This window comes from Pseudoalteromonas sp. A25, assembly GCF_009176705.1.
In the GTDB taxonomy this organism is placed as follows: domain Bacteria; phylum Pseudomonadota; class Gammaproteobacteria; order Enterobacterales; family Alteromonadaceae; genus Pseudoalteromonas.
In genome coordinates this window covers 1065007-1087813 of record NZ_AP021846.1, presented here as the reverse complement: position 1 = coordinate 1087813, position 22807 = coordinate 1065007, and the positions used below count along the sequence as shown (strand labels likewise).

Genomic DNA, 22807 nt, shown 5'->3' with positions numbered 1-22807 from the left:
TGTGTTTATCGCCCCTCTTCTAAGCTAATCATTTCCTGACCTATTCCGGTTACAACCGTGAGGGTATGTTTCGCTTTGCTGCCATAAGTAATTGTTGTTTCCAACTGGGTCATGTTACAAATCACTCCCGATGTATAAGAAAACGATCTAGGACAATTTAATTCTAGTGGCCCATTATTTAGACTTGTCACTGTATTCACCGCGCCATTTGAGCCGTCAAAGCTGTTTCCCACGGCTAGTTGGGCTTTATTTCGAGTAAATAAACTTTCAGCCCCTAAGGCAGTTTGCGAAGCAATAGCTCTTTGCACTTCTCCCATCAATAAACTATCTGCTTCTTCGCGCTCTTGAGACGCATTGGTGATTTTTAAGTCTAAACTGCTAGTGCTCATTAAAGTGACCGCAATCGCGCTCACAGCCACAATCATGATCATGGCACTGATCAACACAATGCCTTGCTGGTTCTTCATAAACGCCATGCAATCGTTCCCATATTGTTTAATCTTACGGTGGTAGAGAATACCGTACGACGAAAATTATCACTTACAGTATGTACTCTCTTGTCAGGATCAGAGCCTAATGTGTAGTTGCGGTTTTTCAGCTCTAAATCAGCATCGGGTTCCAAGGCGCGCACTAAAACAAAAATTTGCACGGTCAAAATGCCATTCAATCGTTCCCAATCTGATGCAGTCATATCCTGTGTACTACGATAACTATCGACTCGATAATCCGCATCCGTATCTAAACCGAACACAAAACGAATATCCTCTACACCTTCCATCACCACTTCGGCACGCATTCCACCACCTACGTTTAAGCGCTTTCGGGATAACACTGGTACTTTAAGTTTTTGATCTCTCAGAGTGATATCTTGCTCTGTCACATAGTAAACATGGTGGCTGTATGGCCAAAGTGTAGAGTTAACTGTCGGCAGAGCAGTTTGTTGCACGCCAGATGTGAAAATTGCCTGTTCTTGATCTGCAATAAAATAGTATCGATTTCTAGCCATATCGTCGCTCCTAGCTAGTCGCCTACCTTCCAGAAACTTAAGCTGCAAAATATCAGTGTTCTTCTTTACATTTGAGATACAGTTGAGCGCATTATTGCTAGTTGCGGTTGTTGCAAAAACAGAACGAAAGTTGGTCGGGTCAATACTTGGGAAACTGCCATTGTTAATACCACCAAAACAGTCTCCTTGAGGATTTGCAATACCATCCGCCATCGTGACATTCGTTTCACTAAAACCTTGCTCGTAAAAAGTCCCCCAAAAGCCCACCTGCTCTATATCTCGCTTCAATATATCTAACGCTAGCCGTCCCGTTTCTTGCATCTCGCCTATCACCATTGTATCGCGAGTCGTCACTTTCATACTGACATAAGTTGCCCCAACTCCGCCTAATATCAATACTCCAATAAACAAAGCAATGAGCAACTCAACTATAGAAAAACCCTTACTAAACATCTGTTAAGCCCTCAACAGGATATAACTGTTTAGCACCACCAAACGACGCTTATCGTTTTTCACACCACAGTTTATTGATTGATTGTCAGCGCTGGCTTTCATAGCCTGCCTACCTTGCCAAGCTACCACGACTTCTACATTAAAACCTCGGTTACGCGTACCACCTACGGCCGTTGGGGTAATACAGACCGTTGTATTATCTAACGACCCTGTATTTTCTCTGGCTCGTATCGCCTGGCGCCAATGCTCAATATCCGTTGCAGCAATTGCTGCTGCATTACATTGCCCGCTAAAGCAACGCGTAACAGGATTTAATGCTGTTTGGCTATTAAAAACCACTTTGTAATGAGCTGTAATTGCTTGAGTATCATTTACTCTTAGGCGCTGCATTATATCGTTGGCCAACGCAATTGCTGCAGCACGCTGCATGGCATCAAAACTTGCCTGCTTTGCCTTTGCTTGCAGTGCCACAGCACCAAGCAACCCAAAACTAAGTACCATAAATGCGATTAATACTTCAATTAAAGTAAAGCCTTTGGTTTTAGCCGCTGTTATAGGCATATCTTAGTTAGCCTTCATCAGATAAAGGAGTATAAAGTTAGCGTACAAAATGACATAAAATAAACAAGCCTATTTACCCATGAGTGGTAAATATTACCGATAAGCGGTTATTGGGTAGATTTTAATGCCTGAGCAGCACGGCGACTGACGGTAATTAGCTCTGGATAACCTTCAACTGAAACAAAGTAACCCCCTTCATTTTGCACTAAGGCTGTCATCGCACTCCGTTTTACCAAAGTATTTCGGTGTACTTGCACAAAATGCTCTGGGTAGCACTCAGATAATTGCTTGAGACTGGTTTCGACAATGGCTTGCCCCGTATGGAAGTAAAGCTGTGTGTATTTATCCTCAGCCCTAGCAACGAGTATATCACTCACCTCAACCCAGCGAGTTTGATTGCCCAGAGTATATTGGATTTTTGCGGGAAATAAGTGTTGTACTATCTGGTATAATTCGTTTTGACTAATTGGCTTAACCAAGTAACCGCTCGCAAATACGCCAAACGCATCCAACGCATATTGAGGATATGCGCTGATAAATACAACTTTGGGCTTCGCTGGCAAGGCATTGATCTGCTTTGCTAACTCTAAACCATTTATGCCCGGCATGCTGATATCTAAAAATATCAATTGCGGACAGTGTTGCTGTATTAACGCAATGACATCGTCGGGTTTGCCTGTATCTGCTACACACTCAAAGCTTGGTCGTGAACATAGCAAGCGCTTAATTCGCTGACGAGCAAGAGGTTCATCATCAACAACTATGTACTTCATAGCAGCTCTCCTCTTGGTAATTCTAAACGAGCAATGTATTGCCCATTAATGATCTGAGTGCGTAACGTTGCTCTATCGCCAAAATATCGCGATAATCGAGCCCGAATATTCGCTTGTGCAACACCTTGACCTTGGCGACTACTTACGTGAGAGGCTAGATAGCTATTACTAATTTCAAGTACAGCAAACCGCTCATTTTGCGTGAGCTTAACGGTTATATAGCTTATACCTGACACGCCTTCAACACCATGTATTATCGCATTTTCTAATAGAGGCTGAATGGTTAAAACGGGTATTTTGATATCAGCAATGTCTTCGGGTACTTGCCAATCAACCACCAAACGCTCAGCGAACCTCCATCGTTCAAGTTCTAAATACTGTTTAGCTAATTGAAGCTCAGCAACTAAAGCGTTAAGCTGCTGTACATGCATAGTCGCTTTACACAGCCGAGCAAGCGTGATGATTGCGTGCTCTGCCGCATCCGCATCTATTTGAGTAAGCTCAGCCACCGTATTTAGGCTATTGTACAAAAAATGGGGCCTAATTCTGGCACTCAGAGCATCTAACTCGACTTTTGCAAGCACTTCTGCGGCTTGTAGCTTGTCCAAAAAAATCGTCATTGTGTGGATAAACAATAATGATACGAATAAGCAAATTGCCATATTTTTCAATAAAAAAGACCACTGCGCTGGTGATGTCTGCTCAGGGAATAGCACAATGACCGTTAGGCTTAGTAGGCAAGTAATCGTTTCAAAGATAAAGACAATTAAAGCGGCTTGCTTATGCAAACTAAAGCGGCTTAAGAATGATTGCAGAAAGTAGAGAATGCTGAACCCTGCAGTGCTCACAATGTGAATAAACAAACTAAACATGCCTAGGCGAACCCAAACATCTTCATAACTCATTGGCGCAAATGCTAGTACAAAAGAAAGGATTTGTGAGGTGACTAGCATAGCAAGTACACCTCTTGAAGTAACAATGGTTGGCAGCAACTGAGAGGTTAAGTCACCTGACTTAAACATATTATGCTGCCAGTAACATTATCTTAGCTCAACAGGTACCGCGAAGACGACATTCTCTTCTTCTCCGGGGTTTTCTGTGACTGTTTGGCCACCTAATTCTTTGAGCTTCGCGATCACTTGCTGCACCAAAACCTCAGGTGCAGATGCGCCAGCCGTAACACCAACCGACTTAACGTCGCTAAACCACTGCGCATCAACACTTTGAGCATCATCGATTAGATAAGCTTGGGTTCCCATTTTATCCGCAAGCTCCCTCAAGCGATTTGAGTTTGAGCTATTCTTGGCACCAACAACAAGCAACACATCAACTTTATCAGCTAAATCTCTCACCGCATCTTGTCGATTCTGTGTGGCGTAGCAAATATCATCTTTACGAGGGCCATGAATATGGGGAAATTTAGCACGCAACGCGTCGATGACATCTGCAGTATCATCAACCGATAATGTGGTTTGGCTACAGTAGAACAGATTCTCTGCATCCTTAACCTGCAAATTAGCGACATCATCAGGGGTTTCAACTAAGTAGATACCACCATTAGGATTATCGTATTGCCCCATGGTGCCTTCTACTTCTGGGTGGCCATGATGTCCAATCAGCACACATTCTGTTCCCTTGCGACTCGCACGTGTTACTTCCATGTGTACTTTGGTGACCAGTGGGCAGGTCGCATCGAATACTTTGAGCTCGCGACGCTTAGCTTCTTGACGCACTTGTTGAGATACACCATGTGCGCTAAAAATAACGATGCTATCGTCAGGCACTTGATGCAACTCTTCAACAAACACAGCACCACGTTTGCGCAAACCATCCACCACATATTTGTTATGAACAACCTCATGGCGAACATAAATAGGCTTTTCAAAAATATCTAAGGCTCGTTCAACAATGCTAATCGCACGGTCAACACCAGCGCAAAAACCTCTTGGGTTTGCTAGCAAAATATCCATTAGTTCTTAACCTCTAGAATTTCAACTTCAAAGGTCACTGGCTGACCAGCTAAAGGGTGGTTAAAATCGACAGTCACCGAGTCGCCAGCCACCTCTCTGATCAGTCCCGGCAGTTCAGTGCCATCTGGTTGTGTAAACGCGATGATACTGCCTACTTTTGCAGGTGCATCGGAACCGAATTTACTTCGGTCAACATAATAAATGTTGTCAGGATTTGGCTGACCAAACGCATCTTCTGGCTGCAAATCAAACGACTTTTGTTGCCCGGCTTTTAGACCCAACAGACACTTTTCAAAGTTTTCCGTTAGACTGCCATCACCCATAAACAATTTTGCCGGCTTGTTATGAACCTTGGTTGAATCTGCAGCAGAGCCATCTTCCAATTTAATAGAAAAGTGAAACACGACTTCAGATTGTGGACCAATCACTTGCTCACTCATGCTTGTTTCTCCTGCGCTTTATCGCCTTTGAATGCATCAAAAATTAATAAACCAGCGCCACCAACTATGGCCATATCTGCAACGTTAAATGCGGGGTAATGCCAATTTTGATAATAAAAGTGCAAAAAATCGATAACGTACCCGTGGATAAGCCTGTCTATCAAGTTACCCAACGCGCCAGCTAAGACCATAGAATAAGCACAGCATAATACCCAGCTACGTGCTGGTAATTTTTTTAACCAAAATAACAATAGTGCACTAATGGCAATTGCTACCACACTTAAAAACCAACGTTGCCAGCCTCCTGCTTCACTTAAAAAGCTGAAAGCTGCACCATAGTTATGCATGTACGTAAAGTTGAAAAATGGTAATAACTCTATTGACTCATAAAGCTCCATATTAGCAACTACAACGGCTTTAGTTACGTAGTCTACTGCAAACAGCAGTAGACTTAACCATAACCAGACTAAACCACTTTTTTGAGTTGTATTAGTCACGTATTGCTCCTATGCAAACTGACGCTTTTCACCATCACCTTCAACGTTGCTCACACAACGTCCGCACAGGTCGTCATGCTCTTCATGCTGACCTACATCATCACAATAGTGCCAACAGCGCTCACACTTCGCAGCTTGAGTTGCTTTAATGGCAATGAATAAACCGTCAATTTCTGTTGCAATCGCACCTTCAGGCCTCGCGTTTACAACTTCAACAACCGCTTTTGATGTAAGTAGTACAAAGCGCAGTTCGTCACCGATTTTCTGTAGTGACTCAGCCAACTCGCCGCCAGTGTATAGTGTTACTTCAGCTTGCAGTGTTGCGCCTATCAATTCTTCTTTACGTGCACTCTCTAGTACACGGTTCACTTCATCACGTACTTCTAGCAGATTTTGCCAGTATGCATTGCTCAATGCGCCTTCGCTGACGCTTTCTAGGCCTGCATACCACACATCTGTAAATACGAACTCACCACGCTCACCCGGCAATACCTCCCAGATCTCTTGCGCTGTAAAGCTCATGATAGGTGCCATCCAACGTGTCATCGCTTCAGCAATATGATAAAGCGCAGACTGACACGAACGACGCGCGTGGCTATCGCTCTTAGCCGTATACTGACGGTCTTTAATAACATCGAGGTAGAATGAACCTAGCTCACCTGTACAGAAGTTCATCAGCTTTTGCGTAACCACTAACATTTGATAGTTGTCATAGGCATTAATAATTTCACTTTGTAATGCCGCGGCACGTGCCACAATCCAGCGGTCAAGCTCTACCATGTCTTCTATCGCAACTAAGTCACTCGCAGGATTAAAGCCACTTAGGTTTGCTAGCAAGTAACGACTAGTGTTACGAATACGGCGGTAACGGTCTGCCGAACGCTTAAAGATTTCATCCGATACAGTCATCTCTGCCGTATAATCAGTCGACGCTACCCACAAACGTAAAATATCTGCACCCAGTTTATTCATTACATTTTGCGGCGAGATCACGTTACCTAAAGACTTTGACATCTTGCGGCCGTTTTCATCTACCGTAAAACCATGGGTTAATACTTGACGATAAGGAGCGTGACCGTTAATTGCCACAGAGGTCATCATTGAAGACATAAACCAACCACGGTGCTGATCAGAGCCTTCTAGGTAAAGATCTGCAGGTCCCGTTAGCTCTTCACGTGCATCAACTACACAGGCATGAGTAACACCAGAATCAAACCATACATCTAAAGTATCTTGTACTTTTACATACTGCTCGGCGTCATCGCCAAGCAAAGTTGCAGGCTCTAAGTCATACCATGCTTGAATACCTTTTTGTTCAACCAGCTTCGCAGCTTGCTCTATCAATTCTTTGGTATTTGGGTGAAGTGCACCGGTATCTTTATCAACAAATAATGCAATTGGCACCCCCCACGTACGCTGACGCGAAATACACCAATCTGGACGGCCTTCAACCATGTTGGCAATACGGTTTTCACCCCACTCAGGGATCCATTGCGTTTTGCCAATTTCAGCTAACGAGTCTTTGCGTAAATTAGCTTGATCCATGCTGACAAACCACTGTGGTGTTGCACGGAAAATAATCGGCGTTTTATGTCGCCAGCAGTGAGGGTAACTATGCTGAAGCGCATGATGGTGCATCAACACACCTTTTTCAGCTAGTAAATCAACAATACTCGCGTTTGCTTTGAATACGTGTTGTCCTGCAAAAATTGGCGTATCGGGCAAAAATACCCCATTTGCTCCAACTGGGTTTGCAACTTCAAGCCCATAAGCAAGGCCTGCCGAGAAATCTTCAGGACCATGACCCGGTGCGGTATGAACAATACCAGTACCAGAATCAGTGGTGACATGGTCGCCCAGAATGACTGGCACGTCCATTTCTAGAAATGGATGCGCCACTCTTAAATTTTCAAGAGCCTGACCTTTTACATAACCAAGTACATGAAAGTGATTAAAGCCAAAGCGGTCCATAGCATCTTTTACAAGCTCTGAACCTAAAATAATACGTTGTTCTTTACCTTCATCTTCTACTTGTACAAGCGCATACTCTAAACGCTCATGAACTGCTACAGCGCGGTTTGCAGGCAGTGTCCAAGGCGTTGTCGTCCAGATAACCGTGCTTACTAAACCTGTACCTTCGTGACCTTCAGCTAGTTCAAAAGCTTTTACTACAGCTTGCTGGTCAACAAAGTCAAAACGCACATCAATCGCTGGTGATTGCTTATCTTGATATTCCACTTCTGCTTCAGCAAGTGCCGAACCACAGTCAGTACACCAGTGAACAGGCTTAGCCCCCTTATGCAAATGACCATTTTCGATAATGCGGCCAAGCACGCGGATCGCATTGGCTTCAAAGTCAAAGTTCATGGTCAGGTATGGTTTATCCCAATCACCAAGCACACCTAAGCGTTTAAAATCAGTTTTTTGACCTTCTACTTGCTTAGCGGCATACGCACGACACTTTTCTCGAAACTCTGCAGCAGACACTTTATGACCCGGCTTGCCGACCTTTTTCTCAACCTGTAGCTCGATAGGCAAACCATGACAGTCCCAACCAGGCACATAGGGCGCATCAAAATCAGACAGTGTCTTAGATTTAATAATAATGTCTTTTAGGATCTTGTTTACTGAGTGACCAAGGTGAATATCGCCGTTCGCGTATGGAGGACCATCGTGCAAAATAAATGGCTTCTTACCTTTTTTCGCGTCACGAATTCGACCGTATAAATCTTTTTCATACCAAGCATTAAGCATTTTTGGTTCGCGTTGCGCCAAATTTCCGCGCATTGGAAACTCAGTTTCCGGTAGATTTAAAGTATGTTTGTAGTCGCTCATTTATCCTAGTTTCCGTATCGGCTACTTAAAATTAAAACATTGTTTTGCAGCAGCAACATCGTGAGCGATTTGCGCTGTTAGTTGTTCCAATGTATCGAATTTTTGCTCATCGCGAAGCTTCTTTATCAGCTCCACTTGCATAAAATGCCCGTAGACATCTTGGTTAAAATTAAATAAATGTACTTCAAGCAATGCTTTTGTACCATTCAATGTAGGCTTATTTCCTACGTTAGCAACACCTGCATAGTGTTTATCATCAAGCGTTACCATAACGGCAAACACCCCTTTAACGGGGTTTACCTGCCGCTTAAGTGCAATATTTGCAGTGCGAAAGCCAAGCTCTCTGCCTTTTTTCCAACCGTGAATGACACGACCAGAAATTGCATAAGTATGGCCTAACATTTCGTGTGCTTTATCAAGCTCACCATCCGCCAAAGCACGTCTGATCAAAGTGCTACTCACGCGGTGGTCGTCGCGACGCAAGCTGGCAGTGCTTTTGACTTGCATATTATGCACATCCCCCACCCGCTTGAGCATTTCAAAATCGCCCTGTCGCGCTTTACCAAAACGAAAGTCATCTCCGACCGTTAAGGCTTTAACACCCAGCTTATCTATCAAAACATCTTTGATAAACGTTTCAGCATCTTGACCTGCAAACCTAGCGTTAAAGCTCACGCAAATAACACGTTCTATACCCAACTTAGAAAGCAGCACTAACTTATCTCTTAGACGCGTTAGCCTCGCGGGCGCATTGGCTTTGGCAAAAAATTCTTGAGGCTGCGGTTCAAACAGCATAACAGTACTGGGTAAACCATACTGTTTAGCGTCTTGTTTTAAGCCTTTTAGCACTTCAACATGGCCAAGATGCACACCATCAAAGTTACCAATAGTCAGCACACAACCAAAATGATGCGCTCGAATATTGTGAATACCTCTGATCAGCTGCATAGTATCAATGCCTTATTTACGCAATGGTTGAAAGTGAGCGATTATACCCAAGTTCCCCAAAAATGCGAACCTCAGATACGTTAACCCCTTAGCTCTTTTATCGTGGCAAATCGAACACCAAGTGCAAACATAACGCCAAAATACACCACCATGGCTTGAATGAGCAAACCACTGAGTAACACAATCTGCTCTATCAAAGCCCACGATTGCCAATTATATAGCGATATAACATAGTAAACACTTACTGACATCAACAAAGCGGCCAACATACATTTAGCCGCAAAGCGCACAGAAAATGTAGAAAAGTGATACACATTATCTTTATTTAGCTGACGATATAATAAATAAACATTACAAGAGGCTGATAACGAAGTGGCTAAAGCCAGTCCGATGTAGCCTATAAATGGCGCTAACGCGATGTTAAAAATCATGTTTAGTCCCATCGTCAAAATTCCAATACGTACCGGAGTCTTGGTATCTTGTCGGGCATAGAAGCCTGGAGCCAGCACTTTAATGAGCATAAAGCTTACTAGGCCAACACTGTACGCTGCAACGCCATAGCTAACAGCTTCAACATGGTTTACCTCGGATGTCGCAAAGGCACCATGATCAAACAATACTGAAATAATTAATGGACTAATCGCAATGAGCCCCATCATGGCAGGAAAACCTAAAAACAATACAAACCGCACACCCCAATCTAATGTGCTTTGAAAGTCCTTTAGATTATCGCCTGCGTGTAGCTTTGAAAGAGCCGGTAAAATAACCGTTGCGATACCGATACCGAATAAGCCCAGCGGGAATTCGATTAGGCGGTCTGAATAATACAACCAAGAAATGGACCCCGTTACTAGCACTGAAGCAATCACGGTATCAAGCAGCAAGTTAATCTGACTAACCGACACGCCAAACATTGCGGGCAACATAAGCTTGCGCACTTTGGTTACTTGTGGCGCTCGCCAAGCAAATTGAGGTCTGCTTAGCACTTTTAAGCGATACAAAAATGGTAATTGAAAGGCAAACTGCACCACGCCGCCAACGAACACACCCACCGCCAATGCATATGCACTTACAGAAAATGAGTCATGTAATAAAATTGCACAACTGATTATCGATACATTTAAAAGCACAGGTGTAAACGCTGCAACAGCAAAACGGTTGTAAACATTCAACACCGCTGCGCTTAACGCGACCAGACTAACAAAGAATAAATAAGGGAAGGTCAGTTTTAGCAAACCACTTGCTAGCACAAATTTTTCTGCATCAGCACCACCTTGCCACCAATCTATGAACCACCCTGTTCCAAACAATGCAGCAATCACCGGGGAGCCAATCACCCCCATAATTGTCACTATCATTAGTATAGTACCAAGCGTTCCTGCAGCCTGTGCGACAAATATTCTGACTTCGTCGTCACCATGCTTTTCTTTTATTTCAGATAAGACTGGCACAAAAGCCTGTGCAAATGCTCCCTCTGCGAACAAACGACGCAGAAAGTTAGGGATCCGGTTTGCAAACAAAAATACGTCGGCGGCAAGCCCCGCACCGAGTAAGTTTGCTACAACGGCATCACGCACCAAGCCCATAACCCTTGACACCATCGTCATTGCGCTGACAATCATACCTGATTTAAACAACCCTTTAGCCACCCTTTTCCCCTATTGATTGATAGCAATGCTTTTTGTAAAACCAGGCAAATTATGCCACAAGATAGGTAAGCAATAACCATGCAATTGGGTTCAGCAACACACAAATTAAAATTTCTTTGCCTAATACTATGTGAACGAAGTAAGGTTTGTTACAATACGCGCCATTAATCGCAACAGCCGAGGAATTTCTTTGGCATTGATGTGATTCTAATGCCTGAGATTACTGAATTGAGCAAGCAATTGCTGTTGTTTTGGTGTGAACAGGCCACCGATGATAAAGAAACAAAGGCCGCAGTTGTCAAATTATAATTGACTTTTGCGATTAAAACAGGCATATTCCTCGGCCTTTAAATTAAGCTTATTTTAAGATTGTTAGGAGCAAACCTTGGCTAACATCAAGTCTGCAAAAAAACGCGCTATTACTAGCGAAAAACGCCGCCAGCACAACGCAAGCCGTCGTTCAATGATGCGTACTTACTTCAAAAAAGTAATCGCTGCAATTGAAGCTGGTGACAAAGAAGCTGCAACTCAAGCATTTGCTGTTGCAACACCTATTTTAGACCGTTACGCAACTAAAGGTCTTATCCACAAAAACAAAGCTGCTCGCCATAAGAGCCGTTTAGCTGCTAAAATTAAAGCACTATAATTTGTTTTTGATTGAAAAAACCGACGAAAGTCGGTTTTTTTATGCATGTCAGTTAGGTATGGCCTAACTTATTTCCAATTCTGGATAAAACTTCTTCAACATAGCTGCAATTTTCTTTGGCGAGAATGGCTTAACCACAAACCCCTTAGCACCGAGTTCAATTGCGTCTTTCACATTTTCAACCGTCGAGTGAGCCGAGACCATCACTACATTAAGGTCTGGGTTGATTTCATTTAACTGGCAGATAATTTCTTTACCATCTCCGTCCGGTAACTCAATGTCTAAAAATACAATATCAAAATGCTGCTCTTCACATGCACTAATACACTGACGAACTGTTGATGCTTCCTTAACGCGATCAATGCCTAGGTGCATTAAGGTTTGGTGTAAAAAACTGCGAACCGTACCGACATCATCGACGATTAGTATTGAGATTTGCTGATCCATAATCCTTTCCCATAGGCTGCGACATAAAAATACGCTATCATTTAGATAATAGAACTATTATAGAGTGCTGCAACTAAAAGGCTACATCTAAGCATGTCAAACAATCCAAATAAACAGAAAAAGCAAAAAAAACAAGCGTTACTTGGTCAAGTCCAAGGCAAACACCAAGCACGTATAAAAAGAGCACCACAACCCAGTCAGGTGCCACTTGAACAAGTTGCAGCGCAAACAGCCACAGCTATAGAGCAGCAACCGGGCAGTAAAAAGCCACTTGGTAAATGGATAACACTAGCAATTATTACAATGCTTATTTTGATATTCCCTAAACCTAAATTAATCACCTATGAAAAACTTGGTCTGGTCTCACAAAGTGTGTACTGGGATGGGCTACCAGGCATCGACCCTATTTTATTCGATTCACATTTGCACCCTAGGCCAGCATTAGAGCGAAACACCTTGTATTTATGTGCTGATCAAACAAACCCCGATAGCTGTCAGAGGTACCAAATACTAGAACAAGCTGGTTTTATTTCTGCACTTAAAAAGCTAATTTTGGATTAAAAAAACTAATCTGAAAAATACAAAAATACTCGCTTGAAGCATGGTTAAATGATCACCATAATGGCGCTCCTTTAATCAACAGCGGAAGACCAAACAGACCATGCTCAACGAGTTCAACTGGCTCATCAATATAGTATTGCTTACTTTAGGCTTAGGAGCCTTTTTTATTAACCAAATTACTCTTTTACGTGCCGCTGCAATCGCCGCATGTAGCTTATTGTTTTTATCGTTCAGTTTGGATCTAGTCAATACGAGTGTGGTGTCTAATTTAAGCCTTATTCTTATTAATACATTTTATTTATTTAAGGTTTATACTTTTGGGCAAATAGAACTGAGTTAGTAGTCATCTCAGTTCGACTAGGCTAAAATCTCAGCCATACTCTCAGTTGCATTTTTCAGGTGTAGTATGGCTATGACAGATGAAGAATTATTCCTAGCATCAATGGGGGACGTCACCCCATTAGCGCAAACCAATCAAGTTGAACTGACAAACCTTAAACACTCCCCCACTATTGCACAGTTGGAAAAGCGGCGTGCAGCTCAACAAGAAATTGATTTTGACGCTAACTTCTTGTCGACAGAGTATGTTGACCTAGTCGATCCACACGATCTACTTGCGTATAAAAAGTCAGGTGTGCAAGAAGGCGTATACAAAAATTTGCGCTTAGGTAAGTATCAAATCGATGCGACACTCGACTTACATGGCAAATCATTTCACCAAGCTAGAGGGGCAATTTTTGAGTTTGTGCTAGATTGCCAACAACGAAACATCAGAGTGCTACTGATTCGACACGGAAATGGCCTTAAAAGTAAACCATTTCCTGCAATACTCAAAAGTTACATCAACAAGTGGCTGAAAGAAATGCCTCAAGTTTTAGCCTACCATAGTGCATTGAGTTGCCATGGTGGCAGCGCATCAACATACGTTCTTCTAAAAAAGAGTCAGGAAAAGAAGTTAGAGAACAGAGAGTTACACGCTAAACGTTAACATTTACTGTAACAGTAGGCTCTAGTGATTCGCTTGCTTGAGCCTTTGTAAACCAAGCTGAAACCCCCAATAAAATGACCGAAAAAAGGACAATTGAAAACTTCACACCGCTTTGTTTACTCTTCATTTTATAGCCTCCTGTTTTTATTATTTTTTTATTAATCTACTGAATATTCAATGAACAAACAAGGTGTTTTTATATACAGGAAAATGAATATAAAGTGAACTTTTTGTGATTTAGCAGGTACAAACTGAATTACAATTTGCAAGAATAACTCATTCGCACCTTACTAGCGTTAGCGTTCTCTAGCAGTATTAACAAAAGCCGCCACTCAATACCCTTTGGCTCTATCAATGGTATTTGCAAGGCTTTGATTGTTCATCAATGATAAATAATTATGTGCAATTTGCTCACATGCCGTTGCTACACTCGTCAAAGCTGCGCAATGTGGTGTAACAGTAATATTCGGGTGTAACCAAAAAGGGTGCTCATCATCAAGTGGCTCATTTGTGAATACATCTAAGCATGCTGCGGCTAATTCGTTATTGTCCAGCGCCCATATTAAATCACTTGCTATAACATGCTGACCTCTCGCAACATTAATTAGGACACAATGACTCGGTAGCTGTGAAAATAAGCTTTTGTTTAAAATACCTTTTGTGCTGGGGGTTAAAGGCAACAAGCAAACTAAATAGTCTAAATTACCCAAAAAACTCGCCAACTGTTCTTTGCCAAAGTAAGTATCAATCTCTGCAAAGCTCTTTGGCGATGCTGACCACCCACTTACGGTAAAGTTATTATCAGTTAATCTACCTGCCACTGCTCGCCCCAGCTCTCCGAGCCCCATTATCCCAACATGACTTCCTGCATGTGCCCGCTTTGGTTTCCAGATTCCTTGCTGTTGTTGCAAAAAATACTGCTTAAGTCTGAGTTTGTAAGCCAAAATATGGGTCAAAACATACTCAGCCATATCATTCGTCAAGTGTTCATCTACAATACGGGTTATTTGAACGTGCTCTGGTAATAAGTGCTGTGCAATGCCATCCACTCCAGCGCCAAAAGATTGCACAACTTGCAAATTCGGTAATTGTGCCCACAGTTCATCAGGTGCATTCCAAGCCAACACAAACTCAACTTGAGTCAGATCAGGACAATGAGGCCATTCAAATATGTCTACCCCTGGTAATTGTGCCCTTAATTCTTCTAATAGCTTTGTATTGTCTCTTCGAGATACGCAAACCAATAACGACATTATCTTCATCCAACTTGGTAATCATTAAGCAATGCTAACTAAATCACAGCTAAAAGCCCAGTACTAAGAAAAACACATGAGTGACCTGTCATACAAATGACAAAATTGTGCAACATGGATGTCACTAGATATTTTTAATCTAATGTTAATGATATTCAATAGGACCGTTTTATGATCAGTGTCGATAAAGTGATCGAAGCTAACTTGCCACAGTTAGAGCACTCCCCAAAGGTTAAGGGGTTGGTTAAAAAAGGACTTGGCTATTTGCTACATGAGCAAGAGTTTGTTGCGTTTGCTGACACTTACCCCCACTTGCAAGGTATAGAGTTTGTTGAACAAGTATTAGATGAACTAGACTTTGATGCACGCTACAAACCAAAACAAATTGAGCATATTCCCAGTGAAGGCAATGTTGTTATTGTGGCCAACCACCCGATAGGCTCGTTAGATGCTTTAGCCTTAATTCGTGTTATCGCTAAAGTGCGTCCGGATCTGAAGGTGGTTGCAAATCGTATGTTGATGTCACTCACACCAATGCACTCGTTGTTGCTACCAGTTGATAACCTCTCTGGTACTAGCCGTAAACAGGAGCTTGCCAACATTCAAGCACACTTAAGAAACGAAGGTGCTTTATTAATCTTTCCTGCCGGTGAAGTATCCCGCTTAGGACCTACTGGTATAAAGGATTGCAAGTGGAACTCTGGCTTTTTGCGAATGGCCAAAAAAGCCAACTGCCCAATTTTACCTATTCATATTAAAGCCAAAAATAGCCCTCTATTTTACGGCACCTCTATGATCTACAAACCACTAGCCAGCTTATTACTGGTCAAAGAGATGTTTAAACAGCGGCAGAAATCTCTCGAATTTGAAATTGGTGCTTGTATTCCTCCTGAATCCTATATTATTGAGAACTTAAAAGATAAAGAAATTGTCGGGCTGATCCGAAAACAGCTTTATCGACTCAGTAGCAAAAAAACACTGCCCCTTAAAACACAAACCCCAATCGCCGTACCTGAGTGTAAAAAGGAACTAAAAAAAGCACTCGAAGAGTGCGAACTTCTGGGCCAAACTCAAGATGGTATGCAAATTTACCTATATCACTATCAAGGTAGTTCCGTTATTTTTAGGGAGTTAGGCCGATTGCGAGAGATTGCATTTCGTGCTGTAGGTGAAGGCAGCGGTAAACGTCGTGATATTGATAAATACGATATGCATTATCATCATTTGGTACTTTGGGATCCTCGCCAATTAGAGCTCGTGGGTGCTTATCGTATGGCCAGTGCCAAACAAGTCATTGAAGAATATGGGCAACAAGGCTTATATACTGATAGTTTGTTCGAGTACAGTGATAAAATGGCCCCCTACTTTGAACATGGTCTAGAGCTTGGCAGAAGCTTTGTGCAACCTAAATATTGGGGAAGAAAAAGCTTAGACTACCTTTGGTATGGTATTGGAGCCTTTGTAAAACGATACCCAGAACATAGATATTTATTTGGCGCTGTAAGTTTATCTAACAGCCTACCGGATGAAGCTAAAGCCATGTTGGTGTATCATTACCAACACTACTTTTCTCGTCTTGCTAATCATGCTCAGCCTAAAAATGAGTTTAAGATATCCAATCAGCAAATCGAGCAATATCGCGAACTTTTCCACGGCGATGATATCAAAGAAGACTTTGCAGAGCTAAAACATGTTTTAGCCAATTTAGGCGCTCAAGTACCAACATTGTTTAAACAATATACTGAGGTATGCGATGAAGATGGCGCAAACTTCCTATGTTTTAGTATTGACCCCGATTTCAATAATTGTATCGATGGGTTAGTCCTTGTGGATTTAACCAAAATCAAGCCACAAAAAGCAAAACGTTACTTGGGCTAACAATGCAGTGTGATGCACATCTGCTATGTGCATCACACATTCCACTTCACAGTAAATCGTAGTAAGCTGCCGTTACCAGTTATCACAACTAAATTAAAGCTGTATGATTAAAATTTTGATCCAAATAGCTGTCGCTGTTGCAGTATTTTTTTTATTCAGCGCCTACCAACAAAAAGACATGCTCTCAACCAGTGGCACTCAACCCGCCCCTTATTTTTCACTACCACAACTCGGTAATGGCGAACGGGTTAGTTTAACCTCATTCCAAGGGCGCAAATTAGTCGTTTATTTTTTTGCTCCTTGGTGCAGTGTATGCCGATATAGCATGCCAAACTTGAATAAGCTCTACGAAACGCAGCAACTAAATGCGGTTGCTATTGCGCTGGATTTTGAAAACGAAGAACAGATAAAAAACTTTGCTCGCGACCTCGACCTGTCGTTCCCCATCCTACTTGGAAATAGTAACATTGCCGCCAACTATAAAGTAAGCGCCTACCCAAGCTACTATGTTGTTGACGAAAACAGTAATATAATCCAGCGAGATATGGGTTACTCTAGCGAGCTGGGATTACGTCTGAGAATGTAAGTATATGTAAGGTTTATCAGACACTTTATTACCCAAATCTAAAACACTTCTACAAGTAAGCAAAGTACACTTCTGCTATCACAATACACTCAAAGCAGGAATGAACCATGCGCGCTCATACTCACAAGCTTCCCTTTTTACTGTCCCCTATCATGTTATGTGTTGCGCTCACGACACATGCATCAGATAAGGCCAATAATATTGAACATATCGAAGTGCACTACAAACGCAGTAGCATCACCAGCTCTATTACCGAAGATACAGAAAAGTTAGTAGAGATGCCCGGTGCAATGGGCGACCCACTGCGGGCTGTCTATGCGCTACCTGGAGTAGTTGCCGCAGGTGGCTCTATGAGTGAGCCGGCGGTGCGAGGTTCTTCGCCGAGTGATAATATTTTTGAAGTTGATTTTATGCCAGCAGGCTACATTTTCCACGATTTTGGCAGCTCTATTTTCAACCGTCATATTATCCAAGATTTTCAACTTTATTCCGCAGGTTATGGTGCGGCATATAGCAATGCAACTGGCGCTGTATTTGACGTCACCTTGCGCAACCCCAAATATCAGCCAATTACCACAACGCTCGATTTCACCATGTTTAACGCTGGTGTGTTTGTTGAAGGACAAACAACTGAAAACACTGCCTTTTACTTTTCAGCACGCAAAAGTACTTTACCGCTATTTTTCTCAGAAGGTGAGGAGCTAGAAGACGACGATGGCGATAAAAATGGCATTGTTGTTAATGACGCACCTGATGACCATGATTATCAAGGAAAATGGCTGTGGGATATTAACAACAACAATACCCTTACTTTTAATTTCACTGGCGCGGAAGACTCGGCCGCCGCCGGATTTAACGAGCGCGCTGAGCTTGCCAAGAAAACCCCAGAATTTCAAGGTGATGCTAGATACCTTCGCGAATTTAACAGCCAAAGTGTACTGTGGGATCATTTTAGCAAAAACTATCATTTTAGACTGGGTGTAGGCGCATTGGATCACTCTGGAAGGCTTGAATATGGTAAACAAGCAACGTTAAGCTCTGGTTACTTTGAACAAGAGCAACAAAAGCAATACAGCTATAAAGCACAGCTAAATTACCGACTTAACCAAGCGCATAGGATCATTACCGATCTGGCTTATTTTGATAATGAAACCACATATCGCTACGACACTTTCCAGTACTTATGTACTGAATTAGACCCCGATTGCGACTTGAAAAAAGGTGAGCGTATTAATGGCAAGCAGCAAATTGATATCGACTCAGGATTTATCGGTGTCACACATGTATGGCAAGTCACTGAACAATTACAGTCAGAGCTTGGCGTGCAACTTCAGCATAATGACTATACAAATGAGGACTTTATTTCCCCACGTTTAGCATTAAATTATTATTTGAGCGACGACATGACTGTCAGCGTCAAGTACGGGCAGTATAACCGTATGCAAGATGTGGATTACATTATGCCCAAAGTAGGTAATCCAAAGTTAAAATCACAAACCTCTGATCATTTTACTCTCGGGTTTGAGCAACAACTTGACAACGAGTGGTCGTGGTCAATTGAAGGTTACTATAAAACTATGGATGATTTACCACTGGCCATTGACTCAAATGCAGCAGATGCTCAGAGACTCTATAGCAACCAAGTAGACGGTGAGGCCTATGGTGTTGACCTACTACTAAGTAAAAACAAAACTGACAACTGGTATGGCTGGGTGTCACTTAGCTACGCTAAAAGTGAACGTACAGACACAAGAGCGAATATTACTCGTGACTATTATGCGGATACGCCTTTCGTATTTAACGCCGTATTCCACTATGAAATAAACGAGCTATGGGAAGGTGGTTTTAACTTTACGGCGCGCAGCGGACAAGCCTACACACCGATTATTGCAGTAAAGGAAAACCCTGATTATGCAAACCATTTTTTACCTGTATATGGAGAGCCATTCTCAAAACGTCACGATATATATCACCGACTCGACATACGCTTTGAGCGAAAAACCCAACTTTTTGGGCTTGACGGCAAGCTCATCCTGGAGCTAATGAATGCCTACGCTCAAGACAATATCAGCTATATCGATTTAGACTATAAGAAAGTGAAATCGGTTGATGATTTATACATCAAAGAAGAAGAGGATGACTTTGAAATGCGCCCTTCTATCGGATTCAGCGTTACTTTTTAACAACGATTTCCCCATCCTAGGGCTTGTGTTTTAAAACCAAGCCCTTCATGATCTCTTCTTAGTATTAATCCTAAGGAGCCCTTATGCCAAAAGCATGCGCGTATCACATCCTAGTGAAAACTGAAAAAGAATGCCTTGCCATTAAAGCAAAACTAGCCAAAGGTGGCGACTTTAACAAACTAGCAAAACAGCACTCAATTTGTCCTTCAAAAAAACGTGGGGGTGATTTAGGCGAATTTAATAAAGGCGATATGGTCAAAGCATTTGATGACGTGGTATTTAAAAAACCGCTATTTGAAGTACATGGTCCTGTAAAAACAAAGTTTGGTTATCACCTAATCAAAACGGTTTATAGAACATAATCGATATTTCCGATTGTTTTGATTGTTTTTTGTTGCTTTTACTTCATTAAAAATCCTCTACACTGAACAAAGTTAAATAAATTCAAATAAAGAGGATAGATTATGTTTACAGTAATTTTTGGTCGAGAAGGATGCCCTTACTGCGTACGTGCTAAAGAAGTCGCGGAGCGCTTAGCCAGTCAACGTGATGACTTTAGTTTCCGCTATGTGGACATAATCAAAGAGGGTGTGAGCAAGGCTGACTTAGAAAAATCAGCAGGCAAACCTTGTCCAACTGTGCCACAAGTATTTATCGATCAAAACCATATTGGTGGCTTTACCGAGTTTGAGGCATATGCCAAAGAGAATTTAGCGCTCTATAACTAAACATCGCAGGCAAATTTATTTTAAAGCGGAAATTAGCAACTTAGTAAACGCCATGTTAATTACCCATTTTAAAAACGATTAAAAAACGCACAACTTCAACCACATATAAATTAGTTCTAATTAGTACAAGCATTTGATTCGCTTTTCCTATACAATGCGCGCCTCTTTAAATTCGTTGAGGCGCATTAATGTCAGAACCAGTCACGTTTAAATCTTTAGATCTTTCTCCTGCAATTTTAAAAGCAGTCGAAGAGCAAGGATACAAGACACCATCTGAGATCCAAGCTCAATGTATACCGTTATTGCTAGAAAGAAAGGACGTACTGGGACTAGCGCAGACGGGTACAGGTAAAACAGCAGCATTTGCTTTACCACTATTGAACAATATTGACTCGGCTACTAAACAGCCACAAATTTTGGTGTTAACACCAACTCGTGAACTTGCCATTCAGGTGGCAGAAGCATTTGAACAATATGCTAAATACACTAAGGGCGTAGAAGTACTTGCTCTTTATGGTGGACAAAGCTATGGCATCCAGTTAAGCGCATTGCGCCGTGGTGCACAAATTATTGTTGCTACGCCGGGCCGCTTAATTGACCACATCAACCGTAAAACGATTGATTTGTCTAACCTAAGTGCACTTGTACTAGATGAAGCAGACGAAATGTTACGCATGGGTTTCATTGATGATGTTGAAAGCATCATGGAAAAAACCCCAGAAAATAAGCAAACTTGCTTGTTCTCTGCAACAATGCCGAAGCAGATCCAGTCTATTTGTGCAAAGTACTTAGACAATGCTCAACAAGTTCACATCTCTGCACGTAACTCTACCGTTTCGACAGTAGAACAAGTGTTTTGGCGTGCAAGTGTTCACAAAAACAAAGCAATTGTGCGCTTCTTAGAAGCAGAAGAGTACGATGGCGCGATTGTATTTGTTCGTACACGTAACGACACTGTACAGTTAGCAGAGTTACTTGAGCATGAAGGCTTTTCAGCAGCGCCGCTTAATGGTGATATGAACCAGCAAGCTCGTGAGCGTACAGTAGAACGTTTGAAAAATGGCCTTCTGGATATTGTTATCGCAACCGATGTTGCTGCTCGTGGTCTTGATGTTGACCGCTTAAGCTTGGTTATCAACTACGATATTCCACAAGACAGTGAAGCATATGTACACCGTATTGGCCGTACTGGCCGTGCTGGTCGTACTGGTAAAGCTATCTTGTTCGTGAAGCACAATGAACGTTATTTATTACGTAACATTGTACGTCACACTAAATCTGAAATTGCTGAAGTTGAGCTTCCATCTGCGAAAGTAGTTGAAGCAAAACGTATCGCAAGTTTGCAAACTAAACTTTCTACCGCATTGGAAAACAAAGACATCACGTTCTTCAATGAGGTAGCAAAAGATTTAGCCCAAAAACTTGAGTTAAGTGCTGAAGATTTAGCTGGTGCGTTGCTGTGTTTAGCACAACAACAATCACCGTTAAAAGTGGAAGAAATCAAATTCCAGCGTGAGCGTCGTGAGCGTGATGATCGTCGTGAAGGTCGCGGCCGTGATGGTGCTCGTGGTGCTGAACGCGGTGAACGCAAGGGTCGTGAACGTTCAGGTGAGCGCGCAGATCGCGGTCCACGCAACAGCTCGCAAGGCCCTATGGATACATACCGTATCGAAGTGGGTCGTGACCATGGTGTTCAAGTTAAGAACATTGTAGGTGCGATTGCAAACGAAGCCGATATTTCAAGCAAATTTATTGGTGACATACGTCTGTTCAATGAGCACAGTACGGTACAGTTACCACAAAATATGCCGGCGGATGTTGTGTCACACTTCCAAAACGTATTTATCTGTAAACGTCCAATGAAGCTAACCAAGAGTTCACACCCAGCAGATGCGGGTAACTCAGAGCCTCGTGGTGACAAAAAGCGTAGCTTTAAAGAACCACGTAACGATGGTAAGCGTCCACCTCGCCGTGACGGTGAGCGTAAGGAACGACGCCCTGTTAGCTTTACAGCCTAATAGCTAGTCTCTACAAAGCCGCTTTTTAGCGGCTTTGTTCTATCTGAGTATTGATCCCAAAATACTGAATCGACCCCCTCTTAACACACTACAACACTCTTTTTTCATTAAACCTTCCACCCATTAGCACAATAACATCTGATACGTTTAGCCTTATGATACCAATTTTATTAATACATAGATCATTCTAGCGAGCTAAATAACTCATTAACTGCGTTAAATATTTCTCATGTAGAATAACTACATAGCGAAATATTTGCCTTGTTACTAAGCCATTTATCTGTCGCAATATCTGATCACCAATTTAATGCAATTGGTATGATTCGAGCCCTTACACTATAGCCGCTTTATTGATTAACGCAGTGCTCAGAACTGCCTCCCAGTATT

General features: G+C 42.2%; 23 protein-coding genes. 10 read left to right on the top strand and 13 right to left on the bottom strand.

Going from position 1 to position 22807, the window contains the following annotated elements; genetic code table 11:
* Nucleotides 1–5: 5 nt before the first annotated feature.
* From GDK41_RS04825 to murJ, 11 genes are all read right to left on the bottom strand, one after another.
* Nucleotides 6–467: a pilus assembly protein PilX gene (locus GDK41_RS04825; RefSeq protein WP_442960206.1), complete on the bottom strand. Its 462-nt coding sequence runs from the start codon at nt 465–467 to the stop codon at nt 6–8.
* Complete coding sequence (locus GDK41_RS04820; protein WP_152085344.1) at nt 464–1459, bottom strand: PilW family protein; 996 nt, start codon at nt 1457–1459, stop codon at nt 464–466. Before GDK41_RS04820 ends, GDK41_RS04825 begins: the two co-directional genes overlap by 4 nt.
* Nucleotides 1460–1462: 3 nt before the next feature.
* Nucleotides 1463–2020 (bottom strand): type IV pilus modification protein PilV, encoded by a 558-nt coding sequence (gene pilV / locus GDK41_RS04815; RefSeq protein ID WP_152085343.1) that lies wholly within the window; start codon nt 2018–2020, stop codon nt 1463–1465.
* A gap of 107 nt (nt 2021–2127) precedes the next feature.
* Entirely contained in the window at nt 2128–2793 is a 666-nt protein-coding gene (locus GDK41_RS04810) for a LytR/AlgR family response regulator transcription factor (RefSeq protein ID WP_152085342.1), read from the bottom strand.
* Nucleotides 2790–3815, bottom strand: coding sequence for a sensor histidine kinase (locus tag GDK41_RS04805; RefSeq protein WP_152085341.1), 1026 nt, complete (start codon nt 3813–3815; stop codon nt 2790–2792). Before GDK41_RS04805 ends, GDK41_RS04810 begins: the two co-directional genes overlap by 4 nt.
* Before the next feature lie 18 nt (nt 3816–3833).
* A complete protein-coding gene (gene ispH, locus GDK41_RS04800) occupies nt 3834–4763 on the bottom strand; it encodes a 4-hydroxy-3-methylbut-2-enyl diphosphate reductase (RefSeq protein WP_152085340.1) in 930 nt (309 codons plus the stop codon).
* On the bottom strand, nt 4763–5203 hold the full coding sequence (gene fkpB / locus GDK41_RS04795) for an FKBP-type peptidyl-prolyl cis-trans isomerase (RefSeq protein WP_152085339.1): 441 nt from the start codon (nt 5201–5203) through the stop codon (nt 4763–4765). Before fkpB ends, ispH begins: the two co-directional genes overlap by 1 nt.
* Nucleotides 5200–5700, bottom strand: a complete 501-nt coding sequence (gene lspA, locus GDK41_RS04790; RefSeq protein ID WP_152085338.1) for a signal peptidase II — start codon at nt 5698–5700, stop codon at nt 5200–5202. The genes fkpB and lspA overlap by 4 nt, the downstream gene beginning before the upstream one ends.
* 9 nt (nt 5701–5709) lie before the next feature.
* The gene (ileS, locus tag GDK41_RS04785) at nt 5710–8535 is read right to left on the bottom strand and encodes an isoleucine--tRNA ligase (RefSeq protein WP_152085337.1); all 2826 of its coding nucleotides are present in this window, start codon (nt 8533–8535) and stop codon (nt 5710–5712) included.
* A 21-nt stretch (nt 8536–8556) separates the two neighbouring features.
* The gene (gene ribF / locus GDK41_RS04780) at nt 8557–9483 is read right to left on the bottom strand and encodes a bifunctional riboflavin kinase/FAD synthetase (protein ID WP_152085336.1); all 927 of its coding nucleotides are present in this window, start codon (nt 9481–9483) and stop codon (nt 8557–8559) included.
* Between the two features lie 80 nt (nt 9484–9563).
* The gene (murJ, locus tag GDK41_RS04775) at nt 9564–11132 is read right to left on the bottom strand and encodes a murein biosynthesis integral membrane protein MurJ (RefSeq protein ID WP_332096051.1); all 1569 of its coding nucleotides are present in this window, start codon (nt 11130–11132) and stop codon (nt 9564–9566) included.
* 385 nt (nt 11133–11517) lie between these two features.
* Between murJ and rpsT the strand changes: the two genes are divergently transcribed.
* Nucleotides 11518–11778 (top strand): 30S ribosomal protein S20, encoded by a 261-nt coding sequence (gene rpsT / locus GDK41_RS04770; protein ID WP_152085335.1) that lies wholly within the window; start codon nt 11518–11520, stop codon nt 11776–11778.
* A gap of 63 nt (nt 11779–11841) precedes the next feature.
* Here rpsT and GDK41_RS04765 read toward each other — a convergent pair whose 3' ends face one another.
* Nucleotides 11842–12225, bottom strand: a complete 384-nt coding sequence (locus tag GDK41_RS04765; RefSeq protein WP_152085334.1) for a response regulator — start codon at nt 12223–12225, stop codon at nt 11842–11844.
* A 93-nt stretch (nt 12226–12318) separates the two neighbouring features.
* Between GDK41_RS04765 and GDK41_RS04760 the strand changes: the two genes are divergently transcribed.
* From GDK41_RS04760 to smrA, 3 genes are all read left to right on the top strand, one after another.
* The gene (locus GDK41_RS04760) at nt 12319–12786 is read left to right on the top strand and encodes a hypothetical protein (RefSeq protein WP_152085333.1); all 468 of its coding nucleotides are present in this window, start codon (nt 12319–12321) and stop codon (nt 12784–12786) included.
* A 100-nt stretch (nt 12787–12886) separates the two neighbouring features.
* Nucleotides 12887–13126, top strand: a complete 240-nt coding sequence (locus GDK41_RS20325; protein WP_152085332.1) for a hypothetical protein — start codon at nt 12887–12889, stop codon at nt 13124–13126.
* 66 nt (nt 13127–13192) lie between these two features.
* The gene (gene smrA, locus GDK41_RS04750; RefSeq protein WP_152085331.1) at nt 13193–13774 is read left to right on the top strand and encodes a DNA endonuclease SmrA; all 582 of its coding nucleotides are present in this window, start codon (nt 13193–13195) and stop codon (nt 13772–13774) included.
* Nucleotides 13775–14106: 332 nt separating this feature from the next.
* Here smrA and GDK41_RS04745 read toward each other — a convergent pair whose 3' ends face one another.
* Nucleotides 14107–15027: a 2-hydroxyacid dehydrogenase gene (locus GDK41_RS04745; protein ID WP_152085330.1), complete on the bottom strand. Its 921-nt coding sequence runs from the start codon at nt 15025–15027 to the stop codon at nt 14107–14109.
* Nucleotides 15028–15198: 171 nt separating this feature from the next.
* On the opposite strand from GDK41_RS04745, the gene GDK41_RS04740 reads away from it, so the two are divergent.
* From GDK41_RS04740 to GDK41_RS04715, 6 genes are all read left to right on the top strand, one after another.
* Nucleotides 15199–16905, top strand: a complete 1707-nt coding sequence (locus GDK41_RS04740; protein WP_152085329.1) for a lysophospholipid acyltransferase family protein — start codon at nt 15199–15201, stop codon at nt 16903–16905.
* A 103-nt stretch (nt 16906–17008) separates the two neighbouring features.
* Nucleotides 17009–17491, top strand: coding sequence for a TlpA family protein disulfide reductase (locus tag GDK41_RS04735; protein ID WP_152085328.1), 483 nt, complete (start codon nt 17009–17011; stop codon nt 17489–17491).
* 107 nt (nt 17492–17598) lie between these two features.
* Nucleotides 17599–19674, top strand: a complete 2076-nt coding sequence (locus GDK41_RS04730; protein ID WP_152085327.1) for a TonB-dependent receptor plug domain-containing protein — start codon at nt 17599–17601, stop codon at nt 19672–19674.
* An 83-nt stretch (nt 19675–19757) separates the two neighbouring features.
* Nucleotides 19758–20036: a peptidylprolyl isomerase gene (locus GDK41_RS04725; protein WP_070986613.1), complete on the top strand. Its 279-nt coding sequence runs from the start codon at nt 19758–19760 to the stop codon at nt 20034–20036.
* 102 nt (nt 20037–20138) lie between these two features.
* Nucleotides 20139–20402 (top strand): GrxA family glutaredoxin, encoded by a 264-nt coding sequence (locus tag GDK41_RS04720; RefSeq protein ID WP_152085326.1) that lies wholly within the window; start codon nt 20139–20141, stop codon nt 20400–20402.
* A 188-nt stretch (nt 20403–20590) separates the two neighbouring features.
* Nucleotides 20591–22420: a DEAD/DEAH box helicase gene (locus tag GDK41_RS04715; RefSeq protein WP_152085325.1), complete on the top strand. Its 1830-nt coding sequence runs from the start codon at nt 20591–20593 to the stop codon at nt 22418–22420.
* The last annotated feature ends 387 nt before the right edge of the window (nt 22421–22807 follow it).